This window comes from Acinetobacter lwoffii (assembly GCF_019343495.1).
GTDB lineage: Bacteria > Pseudomonadota > Gammaproteobacteria > Pseudomonadales > Moraxellaceae > Acinetobacter > Acinetobacter lwoffii_P.
The window spans coordinates 2,961,360-2,982,754 of sequence record NZ_CP072549.1; the positions used below are offsets into that span (position 1 = coordinate 2,961,360).

14 protein-coding genes, 8 tRNA genes and 1 pseudogene are annotated in these 21,395 nt (G+C 45.2%); 15 read left to right on the top strand and 8 right to left on the bottom strand.

All coding sequences use genetic code 11. The features are described 5' to 3' along the window. Nucleotides 1–140: 140 nt before the first annotated feature. Both J7649_RS13870 and J7649_RS13875 read left to right on the top strand, forming a co-directional pair. Nucleotides 141–4,592 (top strand): hybrid sensor histidine kinase/response regulator, encoded by a 4,452-nt coding sequence (locus tag J7649_RS13870; protein WP_219308684.1) that lies wholly within the window; start codon nucleotides 141–143, stop codon nucleotides 4,590–4,592. A 3-nt stretch (nucleotides 4,593–4,595) separates the two neighbouring features. Next, nucleotides 4,596–5,054: a hypothetical protein gene (locus tag J7649_RS13875; protein ID WP_219308686.1), complete on the top strand. Its 459-nt coding sequence runs from the start codon at nucleotides 4,596–4,598 to the stop codon at nucleotides 5,052–5,054. 65 nt (nucleotides 5,055–5,119) lie between these two features. On the opposite strand, the gene dapE is transcribed toward J7649_RS13875, so the two are convergent. The 3 genes from dapE to J7649_RS13890 all read right to left on the bottom strand — a co-directional run bounded on the left by dapE (nucleotide 5,120) and on the right by J7649_RS13890 (nucleotide 7,518). After that, nucleotides 5,120–6,256 (bottom strand): succinyl-diaminopimelate desuccinylase, encoded by a 1,137-nt coding sequence (dapE, locus tag J7649_RS13880; protein ID WP_114540997.1) that lies wholly within the window; start codon nucleotides 6,254–6,256, stop codon nucleotides 5,120–5,122. A 121-nt stretch (nucleotides 6,257–6,377) separates the two neighbouring features. Continuing rightward, the gene (locus tag J7649_RS13885; RefSeq protein ID WP_004280704.1) at nucleotides 6,378–6,530 is read right to left on the bottom strand and encodes an entericidin A/B family lipoprotein; all 153 of its coding nucleotides are present in this window, start codon (nucleotides 6,528–6,530) and stop codon (nucleotides 6,378–6,380) included. A gap of 112 nt (nucleotides 6,531–6,642) precedes the next feature. Further along, nucleotides 6,643–7,518 carry a DUF1853 family protein gene (locus J7649_RS13890; RefSeq protein WP_219308688.1) on the bottom strand — a complete coding sequence of 292 codons (876 nt, stop codon included), beginning with the start codon at nucleotides 7,516–7,518 and terminating at the stop codon, nucleotides 6,643–6,645. 87 nt (nucleotides 7,519–7,605) lie between these two features. On the opposite strand from J7649_RS13890, the pseudogene J7649_RS13895 reads away from it, so the two are divergent. From J7649_RS13895 to J7649_RS13945, 11 genes and pseudogenes are all read left to right on the top strand, one after another. After that, nucleotides 7,606–7,959: pseudogene (locus tag J7649_RS13895) on the top strand (YbaN family protein); the annotation flags it as partial. 125 nt (nucleotides 7,960–8,084) lie between these two features. Continuing rightward, nucleotides 8,085–8,618 (top strand): cell wall-recycling L,D-carboxypeptidase ElsL, encoded by a 534-nt coding sequence (gene elsL, locus J7649_RS13900; RefSeq protein WP_004731981.1) that lies wholly within the window; start codon nucleotides 8,085–8,087, stop codon nucleotides 8,616–8,618. Nucleotides 8,619–9,111: 493 nt separating this feature from the next. Beyond that, a tRNA-Val gene (locus tag J7649_RS13905) sits at nucleotides 9,112–9,187 on the top strand. Nucleotides 9,188–9,215: 28 nt separating this feature from the next. Continuing rightward, nucleotides 9,216–9,292: transfer RNA gene (locus J7649_RS13910), tRNA-Asp, on the top strand. Between the two features lie 48 nt (nucleotides 9,293–9,340). Further along, nucleotides 9,341–9,417, top strand: a tRNA-Asp gene (locus J7649_RS13915). A gap of 21 nt (nucleotides 9,418–9,438) precedes the next feature. After that, nucleotides 9,439–9,514, top strand: a tRNA-Val gene (locus tag J7649_RS13920). Between the two features lie 14 nt (nucleotides 9,515–9,528). After that, a tRNA-Asp gene (locus J7649_RS13925) sits at nucleotides 9,529–9,605 on the top strand. 69 nt (nucleotides 9,606–9,674) lie between these two features. Further along, nucleotides 9,675–9,750 (top strand) — tRNA-Val (locus tag J7649_RS13930). Between the two features lie 12 nt (nucleotides 9,751–9,762). Then, nucleotides 9,763–9,839 (top strand) — tRNA-Asp (locus J7649_RS13935). Between the two features lie 105 nt (nucleotides 9,840–9,944). Beyond that, a tRNA-Val gene (locus J7649_RS13940) sits at nucleotides 9,945–10,020 on the top strand. Between the two features lie 72 nt (nucleotides 10,021–10,092). Continuing rightward, nucleotides 10,093–10,554 (top strand): DUF2750 domain-containing protein, encoded by a 462-nt coding sequence (locus tag J7649_RS13945; protein WP_004645832.1) that lies wholly within the window; start codon nucleotides 10,093–10,095, stop codon nucleotides 10,552–10,554. 25 nt (nucleotides 10,555–10,579) lie between these two features. Here J7649_RS13945 and J7649_RS13950 read toward each other — a convergent pair whose 3' ends face one another. The 4 genes from J7649_RS13950 to yccS form a co-directional block, all read right to left on the bottom strand. Then, nucleotides 10,580–11,374, bottom strand: coding sequence for a YdcF family protein (locus J7649_RS13950; RefSeq protein WP_180037071.1), 795 nt, complete (start codon nucleotides 11,372–11,374; stop codon nucleotides 10,580–10,582). 98 nt (nucleotides 11,375–11,472) lie between these two features. Then, the gene (locus tag J7649_RS13955) at nucleotides 11,473–14,103 is read right to left on the bottom strand and encodes a PepSY domain-containing protein (protein ID WP_219308691.1); all 2,631 of its coding nucleotides are present in this window, start codon (nucleotides 14,101–14,103) and stop codon (nucleotides 11,473–11,475) included. 169 nt (nucleotides 14,104–14,272) lie between these two features. Beyond that, a complete protein-coding gene (locus tag J7649_RS13960; protein ID WP_004280696.1) occupies nucleotides 14,273–14,833 on the bottom strand; it encodes a YcxB family protein in 561 nt (186 codons plus the stop codon). A gap of 85 nt (nucleotides 14,834–14,918) precedes the next feature. Next, nucleotides 14,919–17,093 (bottom strand): YccS family putative transporter, encoded by a 2,175-nt coding sequence (gene yccS, locus J7649_RS13965; RefSeq protein ID WP_219308693.1) that lies wholly within the window; start codon nucleotides 17,091–17,093, stop codon nucleotides 14,919–14,921. Nucleotides 17,094–17,231: 138 nt separating this feature from the next. Here yccS and J7649_RS13970 point away from each other — a divergent pair, with 138 nt between their 5' ends. After that, a complete protein-coding gene (locus J7649_RS13970) occupies nucleotides 17,232–18,449 on the top strand; it encodes a multidrug effflux MFS transporter (protein WP_219308695.1) in 1,218 nt (405 codons plus the stop codon). A gap of 77 nt (nucleotides 18,450–18,526) precedes the next feature. Here the strand turns inward: J7649_RS13970 and J7649_RS13975 are convergent, their stop codons facing one another. Next, on the bottom strand, nucleotides 18,527–19,234 hold the full coding sequence (locus J7649_RS13975) for a nitroreductase (RefSeq protein WP_044111503.1): 708 nt from the start codon (nucleotides 19,232–19,234) through the stop codon (nucleotides 18,527–18,529). Nucleotides 19,235–20,137: 903 nt separating this feature from the next. Here J7649_RS13975 and gltS point away from each other — a divergent pair. Further along, nucleotides 20,138–21,376 (top strand): sodium/glutamate symporter, encoded by a 1,239-nt coding sequence (gene gltS / locus J7649_RS13980; RefSeq protein WP_219308697.1) that lies wholly within the window; start codon nucleotides 20,138–20,140, stop codon nucleotides 21,374–21,376. The last annotated feature ends 19 nt before the right edge of the window (nucleotides 21,377–21,395 follow it).

Below are 21,395 nucleotides of genomic sequence, written 5' to 3' on the forward strand. Positions count from 1 at the left end.
TGACCGCGGTTGAGACACATTCAGAAAATACAGATAAAGCCTCGACAAGATGTACTTAACTTCATACGTTAGGTATCGCGTGACGGTCACAATTAAGTTTGAGCGCCCTTCTTGGCGGCATAACGTAAGAAGCATGAGCTATGAAAGAAATATTAAAAAATTTAGTTGAAACGACAACGCTTCCTGAAGATAGTTATCTTGACCAAGATGCAGAAATTCTTGAAATTTTTGTTGAGGAAATCGAAGAGATCTTCGTTGAGTTAAATGCTTTATTTCCAGAATGGTTGAGCAATCCAGATCATCAAGAAAATCTGAAGACCATTCGCCGCCATTTTCACACCCTGAAAGGTTCAGGCCGCATGGTCGGGGCAAAATCGGCAGGGGAAATGGCCTGGGCGGTTGAAGATACCTTAAACCGGGTTTTGTCCGGTTCGATTCAGCTAACACCGACGGTACAGAAATTTGCCCAAGCGGTACTGAATGTCTATCAATATGCTTTATATCCAAAATTCAAACATGTACAGCAATTGGATCTCGACCTGCGTCCAATGGTGCTCTTGGGACAACAATTACAACAACAAATTTCGCCTGAGCCTGCATTGGAAGAATTACTGGCATTGGCAGTTCATTTGACTGCTGAAGGTCAGATGACAGGTCTTGAGCTTGCAGACAATGAGCCAAGTGAAGCTGAGCTAACAGTAGCGCCAGTAGAAGTACCGGTTCGCAGTGATATCGAAGAAACTGTGGCGATCTTTATTGAAGAAGCAGAAGAGCATCTGGATACGATTGCCACCTTCCTTCGCACTGAAGATGAAAAATCACAAGATTATAATGCGCTGATTCGTGCGATTCATACTTTGCGCGGCAGTTCATCCATGGCGCAGATTGACCAGATTTTTGAGGCCAGCTCTAAAGTGGAGCATCTGTTCAAAACCCTGCTGCAAGATGAAATTGTCTCAACCTCAAAAGAAACTGCTTTACTGATTCAGTATGCCGAGTTTGTCAGTGACTATCTGCATTTGCTACGTCAGGGCAATACTGCAAAACTGGATGCGGTATATGCCACCTTTGAGCGTGTCTGGAATGATTATGGCTTTGCAGTTACTGAAACCAATAGTATTCAGACGCAAGGCTTGGTGTCCAAACTGGTTGAGCTGGATATTGATCTGTTATTGGATGCCGAGTTTGAATTTGATAAACGCGCCCAAGTCGATTATCCGGAATATATTCAGGCACTCAGCCAGCAGGCTGCAGAATTGCTGGCACATACAGAAAGCCGGGCAGCGCAAGGCATTCATGAATTCACTGCCGACCTGAAATTGGCTTATGATGCGCTGCTTGAAAAGCCAGTGCTGCTAAACAGCGATTATGCTTATGAACTGTTCGCACAGGCGCATCAGGAATTTATTCATTTATTTGATACCTTGGCCGCAGGACAGCGCGTCATTCTGAATGATGAGATTCAAAAAATACTCAGCGAACTGTCTGCATTTGTGCAGCAGGATCTCGAGATATTTGCTGAAGATACTAGCAGTCAGAATATTGAGCTAAGCTCAGAGACTGCGCAGGCGGCTGAAACTGTCGCGCCTGGCAGTGTCGATTTTGCTGGTTTGAGTCAACGCATCGCTGCAGATCGTCAGCAGCAGCAAAGTACTGAAACCAACCGTGATTTTGATGAAGAATTATTAAGTATCTTCCTGGAAGAAGCGGATGAATTGCTCGCAGGCATTGATGAAGATCTGAATACCTGGAGCAAAAAACAGGATGATACGACTTCACTGAACAATCTGATGCGTCATTTGCATACCTTAAAAGGTGGTGCAAACATGATTGCAGCTTCGCATATCGGTTTGATTGCGCATGAACTGGAAAGTATTTATGAGCGGGTGATCCGTCAGCAAATTGCCGTGACACCTGCTTTAATCCAAATTATTCGCCTAGTACAGGACAACATTTCCGATCGTATTCAATCGATTCGGGAAGACGGTATTGATTATCCTGCACCAGAAGCGATTGCGATTCTGCAAAATATTCAGGCGCTGGTGTCTGGACAAGCTGTTGCTGCTGCGGAGAGCGCGAACGCTGGAGTTGAAGTTGCAGAGGTCGAAGCGACATCAATTCCTGAACCGCAACTTGAAGAGTCAGCAACGACTGAACAGCCTGCAACTGATCTGGCTGAAGCTGAAGAATTACTGGAAATCTTGGAATCTCCTGAGGCTACTGAAGACACACCAGTAGAACGTTCTGAAGAAGACCAACTGAAATCCATTGTTGAAGAATCTTTCCTGGAAGAATCCGAAGAGATTCTGGCCAATGCCGAGAAGCTCCTCAATCAATGGTTTGATCAGCGTAGTGACCGTAGTTTATTGCTGCAATTACAGCGTGCTGCCCACAGTATCAAGGGCGGCGCACGTATGATTGATGTTGAAGAAGTGGCCAGTATTGCCTATGAGCTAGAAACGACTTTTGAACAGTTTGCGGTCTATCAATTTAACTCGAATGCCTATGATGGCTTATTGCAGAAAACGCTGGTCTGGTTAAGACAGGCGATTTTCCAGCGCGACTATAGCGGTTTTGAGCCGCTTCACAGCAGTCTGAAAAAGATTGCTTATGTGGATGTTACTGCGCAATTGCCTGAGCGTCTGGCGAAAACAGATAATCTTGTAGTCAGCACCGACTTCGGCTTTGTTGAAGGTGATGGTACTGAACCGCCACAGATGATGGGTGAATGGGCGAATAGCGGTACCAGCGATAGTAATAACGAAATGATCCGTATCTCTGCTGATCTGGTCGAGAAGATGATTGACCTGTCCGGTGAGAACTCGATTAACCGTTCGCGTATCGAGATGGACCTGGGTCAGTTGGGCAATACCTTGAACGAGATGGAACTGGCGATCAAGCGTCTTGCCGATCAGTTACGTCGAATGGAAGGCGAGCTGGAATCACAGATTATTGCCAAACATGGTTCAGAGAATTCGCGTTATGCCGACTTTGACCCGCTGGAAATGGACCAGTATTCGTCGCTCAACCAGCTGTCCAAATCACTGGCAGAATCTGCATCGGATTTGGTCGACTTCAAGAGTACGCTTGCCGACAAGATTCGCGAAACCGAAGGACTGTTATTGCAACAATCCCGTATTCAGGCCGAGATTCAGGAAAGCCTGATGCGTACCCGTCTGGTCCCATTTGACCGGATGTTGCCGCGTTTACAGCGTATCGTGCGCCAAACCTCGACTACCTTGAACCGTCCTGCAGAACTGATCGTACAGAATACCGAAGGTGAACTGGACCGTAATATTCTCGAGCGTCTGGTCACCCCATTTGAGCATATGCTGCGTAACGCGATTGACCATGGTCTGGAAGATACGACAGATCGTATCGCACTGAACAAGCCGGAAGTCGGTTCTATTGTCTTGAACATCAGCCGTCAGGGAACCGATGTAATCGTGTCCTTTAGTGATGATGGTAAGGGGATTAATGCAGAGAAGATTCGTGAAAAAGCGCTGAGTCTGGATCTGATCAAAGCGGATCAAGTCATTGATCAGGAAGAAATCCTGCAATTTATCTTCCATCCTGGTTTCAGTACCGCGAAAGCAGTCACCCAGATTTCTGGTCGTGGTGTCGGTCTGGACGTGGTACAAAGCGAGATCAAATCGCTGGGCGGTCATGTGTCAGTGAGTTCGGAACTGGGCAAGGGCACGGTCTTTACGATTCGCGTACCGACGACCGTAGCGGTCAGCGATGCCTTGATGGTGAAAGTGGGCGATCAGCAATATGCGATTTCTCTGGCGCAGATTGACCGAATCGTGCGTATTGCGCCGACCACATTGGAAAGCTATTTCAACAGTAAAGATGACTATTTCAAGATCGATGGCGCAAACTATAAGTTGCGTTATCTGTCTGAGTTTGTTGGCAACCAGCCGATTCCACGTCTTAATAATGTTGGACATTCATTGCCGGTGCTGTTGATCAAAGGAAATAGTGGTCAGACCATTGCCTTACTGGTCGATCAGCTGGTTGGTTCACGAGCGCAGATTGTAGTGAAACCGATTGGACAGCAGTTTGCCAATGTCGGAGTGGTGGCTGGTGCCACGATTCTGGGTGATGGTCAGGTCTGTCTGATTCTCGATGGACAGAATGTTGCCCGCCAGATTCAGGCGACACAGCGTGTCAAACAGCTGAATGATCAGCGTGATGGTTCGCGTAATTCCAATGCACGTCGTCTGGTGATGATTGTCGATGACTCGGTGACTGTACGTAAAGTGACGTCGCGTCTGCTGGAACGTCAAGGCTATGATATTGTCACTGCCAAAGATGGCGTAGATGCGATCGAACAGCTCGAAAACGTCAGACCGGATCTGATGTTGCTGGATATCGAAATGCCACGTATGGACGGTTTCGAAGTGACCAATCTGGTTCGTCACCATGATATTCACCGTGACTTGCCGATTATCATGATTACCTCACGTACCGGTGAGAAGCATCGTGAACGTGCATTCAGCCTGGGCGTAACGCATTATATGGGTAAACCGTTCCAGGAAGCGGAACTGCTGGCCAATATCCAACAACTCATTGCTGAAAAACAGGGGTAATACATGAGTCAGACCAATTCAAGCAGTAAAATGGCTGATCAGATTAGCCAGCAGGAACTTCAGCATCTGATTACGGTATCGACCGGATTTATTGATGCCTATATTATTGACTGTCATGGCAAAGATCCGATGCTATTGCCACAAAATATTGTCCTTTCAGCACTGGATAGCAATACGCAGGTCAAAACTGTAGAATGGCATGAGGCACAGTTACCGGTCTATGCAGTGAATGATCCGTCACGTCAAAATGGGGTGGCACTGGTGATTGAGGGGGATGAAATTACTCAGCGCTTTGCCCTGATGTGTAATGAAATGCCGAAAACCATCCGGATTCGTATTTCCGAAGTGGTCGATGTCGATCAGCCCGTGAATGATCCTGCCATCTTTCAATATGTGCGCATGAACGAACAGCTGTTCCATATTCCGAATATGACCAATATTCAGGCTACAATCGGGCTGTAATCCAGGCTATAAAATATAAAAAAGGAACTCCATGGAGTTCCTTTTTTATTGCGTTATGAATTTACTTAATTGGCGAGTAAATTCACGAGAATCTGCTCATAGATTTCAGCCAATGGCTCTAAGTCTGCAATATCGACATGTTCATTGATCTGATGAATCGTGGCATTCAATACGCCAAGTTCCAGTACCTGTGCGCCGGTAGGGGCAATAAAGCGGCCATCTGAGGTACCGCCCGAAGTCGATAGTTCAGTTTCAGTCCCCGTCACATTCAGAATGGCGGTTTTAGCTGCATTTACTAGTTCACCAACTGGCGTCAGGAAAGGCAGGCCAGATAAAGTCCAAGAAATGTCATAGTCCACACCATGACGATCCAGAATTTCTAAAGTACGTGCTTTGAGTTCTTCGGCGGTCACTTCAGTTGAATAACGCCAGTTGCACAATAGGTTCATGGTGCCGGGAACAACATTGGTTGCGCCTGTACCCGAATTGATATTGGAAATCTGGAAGGTCGTCGCCGGGAAATATTCGTTGCCATGATCCCAGACTGTGTCGCACAGTTCAGCAATCGCTTTAGAGGCGGTATGAATCGGATTCACGGCCAGATGCGGATAAGCCACATGACCCTGTTTGCCTTTGACTGTGAGATTGGCATTCAAAGACCCACGACGGCCATTTTTAACAATATCACCTAGTTTGTTAGTGCTTGACGGTTCACCGACCAGACACCAGGTAATTTTCTCATTACGCGCTTCCAGTGTTTCAATCACTTTCACCGTGCCGTTAATCGATGGACCTTCTTCATCTGAAGTAATCAGGTAGGCAATAGAACCTTTGTGATTCGGATATTTTTCAACAAAACGTTCTGTTGCAACTACCATGGCTGCCAAAGCCGTCTTCATGTCGGCACTGCCACGACCATAAAGTTTGCCTTCACGGATTTCTGGTAAAAAAGGATCTGAGTTCCAGGCATCCAGATTCCCTGTTGGCACGACATCGGTATGGCCAGCGAAACAGAAGACCGGACCTTCTGTGCCTTTGCGTGCCCAGATATTATCTACATCTTCAAAGCGCATGGATTCAATATTGAAACCAATCTTCTTTAAACGTTCAGCCATGATGTTCTGGCAGTCATGATCAATCGGTGTGACAGAAGGCTGACGTAATAGTTGCAGGCTTAAATCGAGGGTAGCGGAAGAGCTCATACGGTATTCAACAGTCGATAATTTTTTCGGTTCTATAATAGGCGAATATAGGCTTGAATGTGAACGACTGATATAAAAAAACCCTATCTGGGATAGGGTTCTGTGAGCGTTTAGGAAAAAACTAGTTTTGACGGATTTCGTCAGAGGTTTTTTCAGCAGTATTGGTTACCGCATCGCCAGCCTTAGACACATCTTTGCCCATGCCTTTTACGGTGTTACAGCCAGTCAATACAAAAGCCATCATTAATGAAGCAGCAAGAATTTTTTTCATCATCATCTCCGTATAATCAATAATAAAATTATTATGATGTGGGACTTAGAGTAGAAAATATACGCTCTAAAAAATATGTGGTTTTCATAGTGCTTCGGTTAATAAATGTAATGCTTTATAGGGGCTTATGCGAAGGATGCTGAATCAGCACCGGATTGCGATACATATAAAAGTCATTGCTATCGAGTTTTTTATAAAGTCCATCCGTCCACCAAATCGCAGCTGAACTGCTCGGCCGGGCTTGCGGATAAATCCATTCATGTCGTTGCAGACGATAGAAACCGTGCTGTGCAGCAGGAATATGCTGTCCCCATAAGCCCAGACGACGCTCGGTATTGATCCATGAGGGAATTGGCTGATCGGCATGATGTGTAGGCAAATACAGCTGTCCCTTCAGGACGCAATACCGTTTTTGAATGGGATGCTGCAAAGCCTCATCAAACTGGAATTGTTTTTGTGTGAAATGTTTCATTTTTCTGATTAAAGTATCGGTGCGGTTCAGGCCATACCAATGCGGCAGACTAAAATCGGCTTCGGCCAGATAATATTTCAGTGCTACTTCCCAATGTTCAATCTGTTCTGTAGCAGTATTCAATAGCAGAAAATCCAGCTCACCCAAGGTTTTGGCGCCTTCAATTTTTTGCAGACTATGGCCAAGCAGCCGATAGGGATGGTAAGCATCATCAAGCAACCAGAACCAGACCAGCATTTCAAAACGCAGCCCTAAACGCGTGCTTTTCAGTTGCTGCACAAATTCAATTAATTCTTCTGGGTGCTGATCAAGAAACTCTAAACGTAGATGATAACGGCTAAGATGTTGCTGCCAGATCTGGCTGTCATGCAACTCAAAGCGATGTATGAGCTCAAGTTCATCTGGAATATGGGACAGGATATTCGGACTGCCAACAGCAAATGCCAGTTGACGCACCAGAGGATGTTGATAACGTTGCCATGCTTCTACAAGATTTTGGTTTAAATTGGAAAAGGGCATAGTACAACCTGTGAAAAGTGCAGAAATACAACGGACAGTATCGGAAAACGCTTTATACTACCTGAATTCTGCGGCTAGGGTTGATGTATGAAAGTGTTGTTTTGGCGAAGTCTGGTGGTGCTGTTTGTGATCCTGGGCTTTATCGGTGCAATCCTGCCGGGTATGCCAACAACGGTCTTTTTGATTCTGGCGGCCTGGGCAGCATCCAAAGGCTGGCCGCAAATGGATGAGTGGTTATTGAATCATCCCAAATATGGTCCAACCTTAAGAGATTGGCGCGCGCATGGTAGTGTACCGCGTAAGGCCAAATGGCTGGCCAGTATCATGATGCTGATCAGCGGGATCATCATGCTGTTTACTACTGCACCCTTGGCCGTAAAAGCCTTTACCAATATTACGATGCTGATCGTCGCGATCTGGTTATGGCGACGCCCTGAACCGAATCAGATCCTTATTCAGCAAAATACAGTTGACCCAGAAAAGACAGATCTACCAACAGCGCCATCTGAAGATAATCAGTTAAACCCTATAAAGCCAAATAAAATAGAATCTGAGAATAACAAGTCATGAATACCTTGCATCTGGATCAAGCCGATATCCTGATTGATCTTGCCCAACAAAAACTGTATCTGCCCCGTCTAAACAAGCAATATCTGATTTCCAGTGGCAAAAATGGCATTGGTGAAACTGAAAATAGTGGCAAGACTCCTCGTGGCTGGCACAAGATTGCTGAAAAGTTTGGTCAGAATGCTCCCTTAAATAGTGTATTTGTCGCACGTCAGGCGACGGGTGAAATTTATAATCCCCAATTGGCGGCAGAATTCCCGCAGCGGGACTGGATCCTGACGCGCATTTTATGGCTGAGTGGCCTTGAAGCGGGTTTTAATCAAGGCGAGGGCTGCGATACCTATCAGCGTTATATCTATATTCATGGCACCCCAGAAACCGAAAAGATGGGAGAGCCGCTGTCGCACGGCTGTATCCGTATGCGTAATCCGGAGGTCGCTGAATTATTTGACCTGATCAGTGAAGATGCACTGGTCTATATTTCAGAACAGGCATTAGATCTGGGCAGGCTGAATGTTTCGAAAAGCGAATAAAAGTTAGATTTTAAGATTATGTGAAAATGGTTTTGTTTTTATGGACTGAATCTGCTTGGTGGAGACAGCAGAAAAGATTGATTAATCTGATCCAGATGGTATTTTTATCGCATGGAATGGGTTAAATGATTATTTGAAGCTTAGATTTACTGGCATTTTCTGAATAAAAATAAATGACAGTTGTAAGATTACATGAACACAACGTCGAGTATTTTAAAGCTTTGTATAATCCTTAATCAGAATTGCAATATGTCGTGTGGTTAGACTGAAACTTCGCAGGGTAAAACACAAAATTTCGCTTCAATTTTCATTTTGAAAATTAAAAAATTTCGGTAGAGACTTAAAAAATAAACAAAAAGTGTTGTTTTTTTTAACAAACAACCTATTTTTTAATCACTCACACCTAAAAAGTGGAAAACATTCCGAAAAGCGTTTGACAGGCTGTGCAGATTCTCTATAATGCACCCATCAAACGATGATAGACGTTTAGAAAGGGCGCTTAGCTCAGTTGGTAGAGCGTCTGCCTTACAAGCAGAATGTCGGCGGTTCGATCCCGTCAGCGCCCACCAAGCTCTTTCATGTTGAGACCTTATAGTTGCAGCGGTAGTTCAGTTGGTTAGAATACCGGCCTGTCACGCCGGGGGTCGCGGGTTCGAGCCCCGTCCGCTGCGCCACTTTAAGATCTTGATTTTCGTTTGCCACAATAGCGACATTGTGTAAATGCAGCGGTAGTTCAGTTGGTTAGAATATCGGCCTGTCACGCCGAGGGTCGCGGGTTCGAGCCCCGTCCGCTGCGCCATTTATACGATAGACCTTTTGAGGGCGCTTAGCTCAGTTGGTAGAGCGTCTGCCTTACAAGCAGAATGTCGGCGGTTCGATCCCGTCAGCGCCCACCAGATTCTTTTGCGATGCAGCGGTAGTTCAGTTGGTTAGAATACCGGCCTGTCACGCCGGGGGTCGCGGGTTCGAGCCCCGTCCGCTGCGCCATTTCAAAAGAAATTAAATTGAGGTCCCTGAGCCTGAATTTAATAAACTAAAGATTGACACTCTTTATCAGGGCGCTTAGCTCAGTTGGTAGAGCGTCTGCCTTACAAGCAGAATGTCGGCGGTTCGATCCCGTCAGCGCCCACCAGATTCTTACGATGCAGCGGTAGTTCAGTTGGTTAGAATACCGGCCTGTCACGCCGGGGGTCGCGGGTTCGAGCCCCGTCCGCTGCGCCATCCTAAGATGAGAAGCTTGGATTCCTGAGATCTGAGTTTTCAAGATACCAAGACTACATCCCTTGTTGGTCTTGCGTCATTTAAAACAACACTGTTGTTTTCTCAGGGCGCTTAGCTCAGTTGGTAGAGCGTCTGCCTTACAAGCAGAATGTCGGCGGTTCGATCCCGTCAGCGCCCACCATATCTTCTTGCTTCAACGCTATTTATTCCTTAGAATCTGATTCTATTATAATAATATTAAGATTTCACGACCATGAGAAATCCCTATCAGCGCAAAGCCGCGACCAAATCCCAAAAAACTGCTTTCGATCCTCAACAGCTTTATAAGCAATATATTGAAGCCATTGTTGCTAATGCTGGCATTTTTGCACTCTATCAGGATGGGTGGGCCTTATGTGCCACGCCGACCGGACAACGCGCATTTGCCTGTTGGCAAAGTAAAGGTCTGGCTCGACTGTTGATTAAAGACAATTGGGAAAATTACGAGATTCAGGAAATTGGTCTCAAGGATTTTGTAGAGAAAGTCATTCCCTTTTTACGTCAGGAAAGTACCATTGTTTCGCTTGACCTGACCCCGGAAGGGCAGAATATTCTGGTGGCACCGGAAAAATTATTACTTGATATTAAAAATTATCTGTATCAGATCTATGTACAAAAGCCGGAACTGTTTAAAAATCCGGATATGCCTTTGCCTAGGCAGATCCGTTTAAATTAAATTTATTGTTTTTAAAACAGCTTGTTTATTGGAACAATGAATATTCATTCAGTAGCCAGCCACTTATCAAAGCAAAATATTCGCGTAACCAGGAATTATAGCGAACATTCTGGGGTGTGCTGGCACTCAGGCTGATGACTTGTTGATAACCCTGATGTCTGGCAATGGCACGGGCACGAGGGCTATGAAAATCGCTAGTGACAATCGCAATGGGCTCATTTCGATCAATATGTTGCTGTTTTAGGATTGCCTGAGAATATTGCAGGTTCTGTTGGGTACTTCTGCTTTGATCTTCTAAGCTAATGGGGTTTTTGAGCTGCGGATAGTTCGTGTAGATATAACTTTGCATGACTTCAGCTTCGCTCTGTCTCTCCCGGAAATTTCGTCCACCGGTCATAATGATTAAAGTATTTGGATATCGTTCTGCATATTTTGCTGCGGTATCCAGACGATTTTTTAAGATGGGTGAGGGCTGACCCTGATTAATGCCACTGCCTAATACTAAAATCGCTGCAGCAGGTCGTGCCGGAATATTCGGGTTGATTGACATCTGGATATAAACAAAGAAAGCCGCGACACTGATTATCCAGAATAAAAATCCGCCCCAGAGACTGTTCCAGAACAAGGTTCTGAATCGGGAATTCTGTTTCCAGCGCTGAATAGATGAAAAAAATAAGGCGTACAGGATGAGTGCCACCCCAATGAAGATCGACAGGGCAATAGCAAAATGCCTCTGACCTTGGCTCAGTAACCAGACGCTATTGATACATAGGATCAAGCCAGAGATCAGGCTAAGACTTCGTTTAAGTTGATTGAGCATCCAGGGTTCCTTTTTTCTTATTCATATTCTTATTATTGCTTTTGCATCTTCAATAAAAACCGGGCCATTGAGCCCGGTTTTTAGCATATCAGGTTATCTTAATATACATCACGGCGATAACGTCCATCCAGGCGTAATTGATCTAGCATTGTTTCACCGAGAATCTCGGTCAGGGCCTGATCCACATCGCTGGCCATACCATTGATGCTACCGCAGACATAAATCACTGCACCTTGAGCAATCCAGGCTTTCAGTTCTTCAGCCTGTTCACGCAATTTGTGATGTACATAGACTTTTTCCTGCTGGTCGCGAGAAAACGCAAGATCGAGACGTTTCAGGGTTCCCATTTGCAGCCAGGCCTGAATGGTTTCTTCAAAGAAGAAGTCATGTTCACGCTGACGTTCACCGAAGATCAGCCAGTTCTGGCTATAGTCCTGACGGTTACGCGCACTGAGCAGGCTTAATAATCCCGCAATCCCGGTACCATTACCAATACAGATAATCGGGCGGTTGTCATCAATCAGGTGGAAAGATTCATTGCTGCGAATACGCAGTGCAATTGGCGTATTGAGAGCCGCATGCTGGGTCAGCCAGCCTGAACCCAATCCCAGATTACCACTAGCATCGGTTTGCTGACGTACCACCAGACGTAAAACCTGCTGGCTTGGAATACTGGCAATGGAGTATTCACGTGTTGCCAAAACCGGTAATTGCGTGAGGAGCTGATCCAGAGAATCAAAAGGTTCAGCCTGAGTCAGATCACGATCCCAGAGTGCCTGTTCAATATTCTGTTGCATAGAATGTACTTGTGTACCCGCTGCTATCTGGTGCTTTTGCATAAATGCATCGATACGTTCTTGGCTATTCCCTGGCTGAACCTCGGCAATATCACCTGCTTGCCAGACGGCTTCATGCTCAGGGGTCAGTTCGATATTGAAGGCAGGCGCACCCAGACTACCCGGATTGAGGACTTCACGTTTACTCAAACTCCAGCGATCAAAGGTCTTATCGATACTCATCGCTTGTAGCTCAAGTCGAGTGACTTGTTCCAGCGCACTATTCCATTGCTGGATATGCTCGTTATTGGCATTGTCGACTTCAATCGTATTGAATAGCTGCTGGGCACCATTCTGTTTTAACCACTGATCAATACGGTGACCAAAACTGCAATAGCTGTCTGGATATTCCTGAGAACCCAAGGCCAATACCGCATAACTTAAATAACTGAGATCAGCTTGAGCAGACAGGATTTTTTTCTCAAAAGAAGAGGCCAGATCCGGCGCTTCACCTGTGCCATAGGTGCTGGCAACAAATAATACCTGTTCGGTTTGTTGTAAATCGGCTAGCGTCAGTTGTTGTACTGGCTTCACTGTTACCGGTTGACGCGCTTCCTGCAGGGCAGTTGCTGTACGCCAAGCCAGCTGCTCAGAAACCCCTGTTTGTGAGGCATAAGCAATGAGCCACGGTTTGGCATTTTCATCCAAGTTTACTAGAGTTGCACCCTGACGTGCTGCCAGCGTTAAGCGTTTCTGTTTGCGACGTTTCAGATAGAGCATCCAGCCGGTTACGAAGAATAATGGCATCAACAAGGCTGCGACCATGACAAGGAACTGGTAGATCGGGCCGAAGAAGCTGCCACGATGCACCGGTAACATGCTGCTCATGATCTTTTCATTGAGCTTTTTATCTTCATACAGCTCAACTTTGGTAAATTCAGCTGTCTGGTAATTATAAGTAGCGCTGTTTCGTGCACGTTCATGCTGAACGATTGGATCGACAAAGCTCAGTTGCATTTCACCATCCGGTTTTTTCGGAAGGTTAAACGTTACAGTAGAATACTTATCTGAAAATTCAGTGTTAAAGCCAATCCAGCTCTGGTCCAATGCACGGACAGTAGCTTCAGGGCTGAGACCTTCGCGGCCTTCACGACCAGCACCGCGTTCGCCACCCTGACGGCCTTCACCTCGTGCTTCACCTTCAGCACGTGGGCCACGTTCGCCGCCTGGACGTCCTTCACCACGGTTATTGCCGGCATTGGCCTGCATTTCCGGTTGCGGGCGTTCCACACCCAGCACTTTAAACATGCCATTGCGCCACCAGTCATAAGACCAGTACAGACCGGTACAGGCCAGAATCAAGTAGAAAATTACCACCCAGGTTCCCACAACAGCATGCAGATCCCAGATAAAATTACGGCCTTTCAATTGAGGTTTTACAAAGAACCATTGCTTGATCGAATGACGTTTCGGCCAGCGCAGGTACAGACCTGACAAGACAAAAAAGATCAGCATCAGGGTACAGGCACCGGTAATCTGCTTACCCACCGGACCAACCGTCAAATTACGATGCAGTTGCTGAACAAACTGGAAAAATTCCCCACCCTTAATCTCTGGCAAGACTTCCGCAGTATAGGGGTTGATCATGATGTTCTGACCACGCCGTGCGCCTTCTTTGGCAACATTCACAGTACTCGAAGCACTCGGATCTTGTGCCACGGTAATACTGTTGATCTTCATGTCAGGCGCAGTATGGTTAAAGTGCTGATACAGCTCGGCAGGCGTGAGTTTGTCACGTTGCTGAACCTGAACCGTATAACTGTCGCTATTCATCCATTTTAATATTTGTTGTTCATAGGAATAGATTGCGCCAGTGACCCCCATTATCGAGAGGATTAAACCTGCTGTAATCCCCAGAAACCAGTGGATTTGGAAAAATGTCTTTTTAAACATGGTCGTCAGATTAAGGGTGAGATCTATAAAAGTGGCAAAATTATAACTGAAGTTTGAGCCCGAATTATAGGTGTTGAGGATAATATTTATTCTCATTATCATTTATTGTTTTGAGATTAAAAAAACCTCCATGCCGGGGCAGGAGGTTTTTCACTGAAGAAAGAACAGTTTAGATTTGTTTTGCTGCGCCGACTTCGGCTTCCAGATGCTTGCGAATCGTGGCGAAAGAGAAGTTTTTACTGTCCAGACGTTTCGGCAGGATATACGCACCTTGCTGGCCTTTTACTTTGAAATTGACCAACATGAATTCTGGTGTGTTGTACCATTCATAGATGTCTTTCCAGCTAATCGCGCCAACACCTTCTTGCATGCCCATTTTCTGGCGCATCACGATGCCATGTGGTTGTACGCCCAGGCGAACACCCTTGATTTCCTGTACCGGAAATTCATTCATCTTGCGTTTAACATACCATTCCAGACCAAAGGTACGGATCAGGTAATACAACACTACACAGACAATCGCCACCCAGCAGAAGACGGTAGAATAGTTCTTCAGGAGCAGAATGCCCAGAATAGAAAGTGCAACAACAGCACCCATGATCAGCCATGCTTTCATGCCAATTTTATTGGTACTACGCCAGATCACCAGCTGAGCATGACGCTGCTCGGCTTCTGAAATTTCATAGTTCACAGGCTGTAGGGTATAAGCGTATAAATTTTTCGCGGTCATAATGAAATTAGCAGATTTTAAACTGTAAAAAGTTTAGCACTAATTGTACCAATTCAGTGAGTATATTGTTCCAAAATCAGCCAAATTATAATGAACCTAATTCAGTTGCCTGTTCATCACGCTCATGACTCAAACTTTGTTTCAGTTGGCTCAACTGCTTTAAAATGCTGAACATTAAAGACAGCTGCTGCAAAATGATCAGGGATTTCTGATCTTGCTCCTGATCTTGAGCCAGGCGCTGGCGAATATGGGGAATCATATTTTGCGCACTTAAATCGGGCATTTCATCTCGTATCAATGCACCACGAATGTTCTCAAGAGCTTTGTCCAGTAAATTCAGAATGTCCTGATCTTCAATTTTTTCCCGGTGTGCGCCCAGTGCGGCAATATAACTGATAAAAGTATGGTTCAGGCACAGGAACTCAAAGGCCAGCGATTTTTGTACCGGATCAATATCCGGTTCAGTGGCCAGTGTCGAAATCAGTGAAGCCACCTCGGCATCGGTATTGTGGGCAGCACGGCGCACAATCCGATATTTCAGGCCATTATTACGTCCTGACTTATACTGCTCGATCACTTCACTCAAATAATCCGCTTCTGCCTGCAAGCTGCGTTTGATACTGCGCGGCAAACGCCGGAACTTCCAGTCCGGAAAAATAAAGCTGACGCCGAACCAGGCAATCGCACAGCCAATCAGGGTATCGATCATACGCGGAATGGCCGCGGCATAGCCCATACCGTCCAGATTGAAGTTGATTAGGGCTAAAATCGTGATAAAGGCGGTGGCCTGTGCATACTGTTTACTGCGCAATTCAAAGAACAGAATTCCACTTAGTACCAGAAGCAATAATTGTCCTTCGATGGAAGGCACAAAATACAAAATGGCATAACCTAGAATAATACCGACCAACGTACCGACAATACGCAGACGTAAACGGCGTTTGGTGGCGTTAAAGTTGGGCTGGCTGACAAAGAGTGCGGTCAATAAAATCCAGTAACCATATTCAATATTGCTGACCTGTACGAAGATATAGCTGATCAGCAGCACAATCGACAGGCGAATGGCATGCCGGAACAGCACCGACTCGGGTGTCAAATGCTGTTTAATCCGAATCTTGATGTCATCCCAGCCTTTCAGGTCATCATCTCTGAGCTGGTTTTCGATATGTTTGAAACGCTCGGACTTGATATTTTGCTCGGTTTCCAGGTTGCGTAACTGGGCATCAATCGATTTCAAGTTTTGAAACAGCGCAAATAAGGAATTGATCCAGACCTGATCATACTGCTGCTCCTGACGTAACTTATCCAGAGACTGTCTCAGGTTATCAAAGGCATGCTTGAAGCGCTGGTTATGCACATAAGGTTTGCGCAGCAGCAAACTTTCACTCAGGTCCTTACAGGCTTTGCCCTGAATTGACATGATGCGCTGGAAGCGGAACAGGATATCGCTATGCTGGAAAATCTTGGCCAGTTTCTGATAATCAATATGCGCTGAATCGGCACGTTCATGAATATCCTGCGCGACAAAATAATATTGCAGACTGCGACGGGTATCTTTTTGCCCACGGTCGCCTTTCAGGCGGGTCAGGAGAGCCGTTTTCATTTCATTAAAAATCGCAATCAGTTTGCCGTTTTCAAGCGAGAGTTCAATCATGCTCTGCTGATAGCTTTTCGGCGTCATGTCCACATCAAACAGATTGGACTTAGCATATAAAAAGTCACCGAGCGCAGAATAGGAAATGGCAAGCTTGTCTTGCGCCAACCGGGCAGGGAAAGTCAGGAAACTGAGTGTCGACAGCAGACCGTACCACATCGCGCCGATGACCAATAAACCAGCCTGTTTATACCATTCATCAAACAGCTCCACCCCAAGCATGGAATAAACGGAAATCACCAGACAGCCGTAAGAAATCGTGGCATAGCGTCGCCCTAGTGAACCCAGCAAAATCAGGGCAATACAGGACACAATTAAGGCCAAGGCAAATAGCAGGGGATAAGGAAAGAGCAGATATACGCCCACTGCGGTAATAAAGAAGCCAATGTAGGTATACAGCAGATTTAAAATCCGCACCGAAAAGCGGTCATCAATATCACTTAAACCGGCTGCGACCACGCCTAAAGTCAGTGGAATCGTCATCAATTGTTGTCCCATAAAATAGGGAACAAAGGCGGTACCTGCAAATGCCGTCATCATGCGCAGGTTATACATCAAAGTCGTATTATAGGTGGTTTGCTTGAGACGAGTGAGCCAAGATTTCAAAGGTCATCCTTTATACTGCAGTCTTAGAGCTGAATCTGAATAGGCTAATGAAAATAGTATATTTATAAATCTTCATTTCAGGCTAAATCATACTATGCACTGTGTTAATTTGTCTGCATATTAGCGCTTTAAATCTTCATGCTTATGACAACAAATAAAATAGTACAACAACCTTATGCCATGTTCTGGATTGTGTTGCTGGCGACCTTAAGTGCACTCGGGCCTTTGTCCATTGATATGTATCTTTCGGCCTTACCGGCCATGGCAGCAGATTTTGGTGTCAGTACCCAAATGGTTTCCAATAGCCTGCCAGCTTATTTCTTCGGTCTGGCGATCGGACAACTGATTTATGGTCCGATCAGTGACCGGATTGGGCGTAAACCGCCACTGTATTTTGGGCTGTGTTTATACATTGTGGCAAGTTTGCTGTGTGTCTTTGCGCAGGATGAATGGAGTCTGATCGCTGCACGGATTCTGCAAGCCCTCGGTGGCTGTGTCGGGGTGGTCATGGCACGTGCTGCAATTCGTGATCGCCTGGATATGCATTCAGCAGCTCAGGCCTTTGCCAGCATGATGATTGTGACTGCGATTGCACCAATCATCGCTCCGAGTCTGGGGGCCTGGGTATTGATGTTTTATGAATGGAATGTGATCTTCTTGGTGCTGATGGGCTGCGGTCTGTTGAGTCTGGCCTGTGTACATTTTCTATTTAAAGAAACCCTGGAGCCAGAACGTCGTCTCAAGCTGAACTTCCAGCAGGTATTAAGTTTGTACCGTACTATTTTTCAGGATCCAAGCTTTCGACGCCCGCTCTATGCCGGCTGTTTTTCCGGTGCGGTGATGTTCTGTTATATCAGTGCTTCTTCGACTATTCTGATGGATCGTTATCAACTGACCGAGCAGCAGTTTGCTTATGCCTTTGGTGCCAATGCTTTCGGCATCATGCTGTTTTCGACCTTGAATAAACGTCTGGCTGGACGATTCTCGATATTGCAGCGCCTGAAAATCGGCACCTGCCTGCAGTTTGCCGGTGTATTAGGGTTAATCTTGCTGGGCTGTCTGGACGTCGATTCTGTGCTCTGGGTGTTGTTAGGCATGTTTATTGTGGTGGCATCTATCGGGTTTACTGGTCCGAATGCCATGGCTTTGGCAATGGCTGAACAGGGCGAGCGGGCAGGAACTGCCAGTGCGATTATGGGCAGTATGCAATTTGTCTGTGGTTTATTGGGCGGTGTATTACTGAATTTTCTGATCTGGCATGCTTTGTTGAATATGGCCTTGATCATGCTGGTTTTTGTCGGTATTTCCGCTTGGGCGATTTTTAAAATAAAGATGCCAATCTTGCAAAATGCATAGATGCTGGGCGTTCTCTAATATATTAAAAATGCTGGATCGAACAGAGGGCTAAGCAAGTTGGCTTAGCCCTGCTTGCATCACTCATCGATAAACACGGCAAATTCCTCTACGGGAACGCGCGGGGTGATAAAGCTGTTAATAATCTGCTCTGGATCGGCATAACCCAGTGCCATACCGCAGACCAGCTCTTCATCACCAGGTGCGCCGACCAGATCAAGCACGATCGGGTGAAAGTGATTCCAGGCTGCCTGCGGGCAAGTGTCCAGGCCACGGGCTTTTGCGGCTAGCATGACATTCTGGATCATCATGGAAACATCCATCTTGGATCCAATGGTCAAAGAACGATGTACAGTAAAAAATAGGCCGACAGGTGCATCAAATAATTCAAAATTACGCAGCTGCTGACGCGCCATTTTTTCCTTTTCGCCTTTTTGAATATTCAGCAAGCCATATAAACCCCAGCCATTTTCACGACGACGTTCAATAAATGGCGAGATCCATTGTTCAGGATAATAGGCAAAAGTTTCCTGATACTGCTGTGACAATGCAGGATTTGCATAGATTTGCATTTGTGCCTGACAGACACGTTGCACGAGTTCATCACGCTTTTTACCTGTCACCACATACACCTTCCAGGGTTGGGTATTGGTTCCTGAGGGCGCGCGGCTGGCAACCGTCAAAATCTCTTTTAAGGTGTCTGTACTAACGGGGGTATTTAAAAAAGCACGCACTGAATGGCGAGAGGTGATCGTGTGATCTACAGCATGAACAAGATTTTGATCCATTATGAGGTCCAGTCAAATATCCTTATTGAGTTTGCAATGACTATAAACTAAACAAACAGAACGGGGGATAGGAAAATTTCATTCTCCGCCAGCTGAAAAAAACAATTTGTCAGCAAAATGACTTGAATAATAAAATTTCGCATGCTTTTAGCTGGGCTTAAATCGCCTCAGTGATAGCAATGGATTTACCCATAATGTTGGTCTTTGATTTAAAAAATGGCTTAAAACCCAAGTGCTTGAACCATTCAACAATAACAATTTCAAACAGAGAACTGGTTTATTTTGACTGAAAATCAAGATAATTTAATTTCAAGATCCCTGTTTCATTCCGTGTCGAGTAAAAGATTAATATTTTTTTTGAATTAAAATATAGATTAATCTTCATATAAAAATGAGAATTTATAATTATTTTTTATAGGTAAATTAACTATTGCTAATAAAAAGAAATAAAACTTGATACAAAGAAACAGCATAATGTACGACTTTTCATCTTAATTCATGCATTTTGTGATTAAGATCTGTTTTAAATAACGCGATTCCAGATGGCTTGAATGAAGTCTTTAGGTTGAAAGCACTCATCAAGCACTGAATGTTTTTTTGAGCTTAAAACACAGTTTTTTTTACCAGCATGCGCGTCTGTTAGAAAAATGTCTGCAATTTTCAAACAGACTGAGTGTCGGAATAGAAAAGGTGTTGCTTTTATAAATCTCTCATTTGTTGAATATGATCGTGATGATGATATTCATAAGTTTAAAAGAGATGATAAATCGGTTTGTTTTTCTAATGGTGATAGATCAAATCAGGATATTTCCAGATAAAGATCTAATGAGCGAGCTAGAGATCTAGCGCACTCCCTCACTTTTAGAACAATAAAAAATTCAAAATCATCTTGGGCAAAAAATTATGGATTTTACTTTTAACGCATTTTATACCTTGATTGCCGCAGTCATTGTTTTGTTACTCGGCCGATTCCTGGTTAATAAAATCGATTTTTTAAGACGTTACAATATTCCTGAGCCGGTTGCGGGCGGTTTGGTTGCGGCGATTATCTCATTGCTGGTGCATTCATTGTGGGGATATAGCATCACCACCAGTGCAGAATTACAAACCAGCTTTATGCTGATTTTCTTTGCTTCGATTGGTCTGAGTGCCAACTTTTCCAAGTTGCGTGAAGGCGGGATCGGTCTGGTTATTTTCCTGTTTGCTGTTTCGGCTTTCATTATTTTGCAAAATGCGGTCGGCATGAGTCTGGCAACATTACTGGGTATTGATCCGTTGATTGGCCTGATTGCCGGTTCGATTACCTTAACTGGTGGTCATGGTACTGCAGGCGCATGGGGTGAAATTCTAGAAGTCGAACATGGTATTCAAGGTGCGCTGGCACTAGGTATGGCAAGTGCGACCTTTGGTTTGATTATCGGCGGTATTATTGGCGGACCATTGGCCAAATTACTGATCAATCGTCATAACCTGGCTACTGCACGTACCGATCAGCAGATCGAAAAGCGTGACAATACGCCAATGGATAGCACGACCAGTGAATATGTACCGTTTGAATATCCGCATCAGGTGCGTTTAATTACCGCTGATAATGCAATCACGACCTTGGGCCTGTTCGCAGGCTGTTTGGCTTTTGCAGAGTTTATGACGGGTTTCAGTAAAGGTACTGCATTTGAACTGCCAACATTTGTGTGGGCATTGGCGGGTGGTGTCATCCTGCGTAATGTACTGGAAGGTGTTTTCAAGGTTCAGATTTTCGATCGTGCGATTGATGTGTTCGGTAATGCTTCATTGTCGCTGTACTTGGCAATGGCATTGTTATCATTGAAATTATGGCAATTGGCTGACCTTGCAGGACCACTCATGGTGATTCTGGGTGCGCAAACCATCACCATGGCTTTGTATGCAGCTTTCGTCACTTTCCGCCTGATGGGCAAAAACTATGATGCTGCGGTACTTGCAGCAGGTCATTGTGGTTTCGGTATGGGTGCAACGCCAACAGCGGTTGCCAATATGCAGGCGATTACCAATATGTATGGTGCGTCGCATAAAGCCTTCCTGATCGTTCCATTATGTGGTGCGTTCTTTGTTGACTTAATCAATGCTACTGTTATTCAGATGATTTTGAAGTTTTTTGCATAATTTTTATGCCTGATACGAT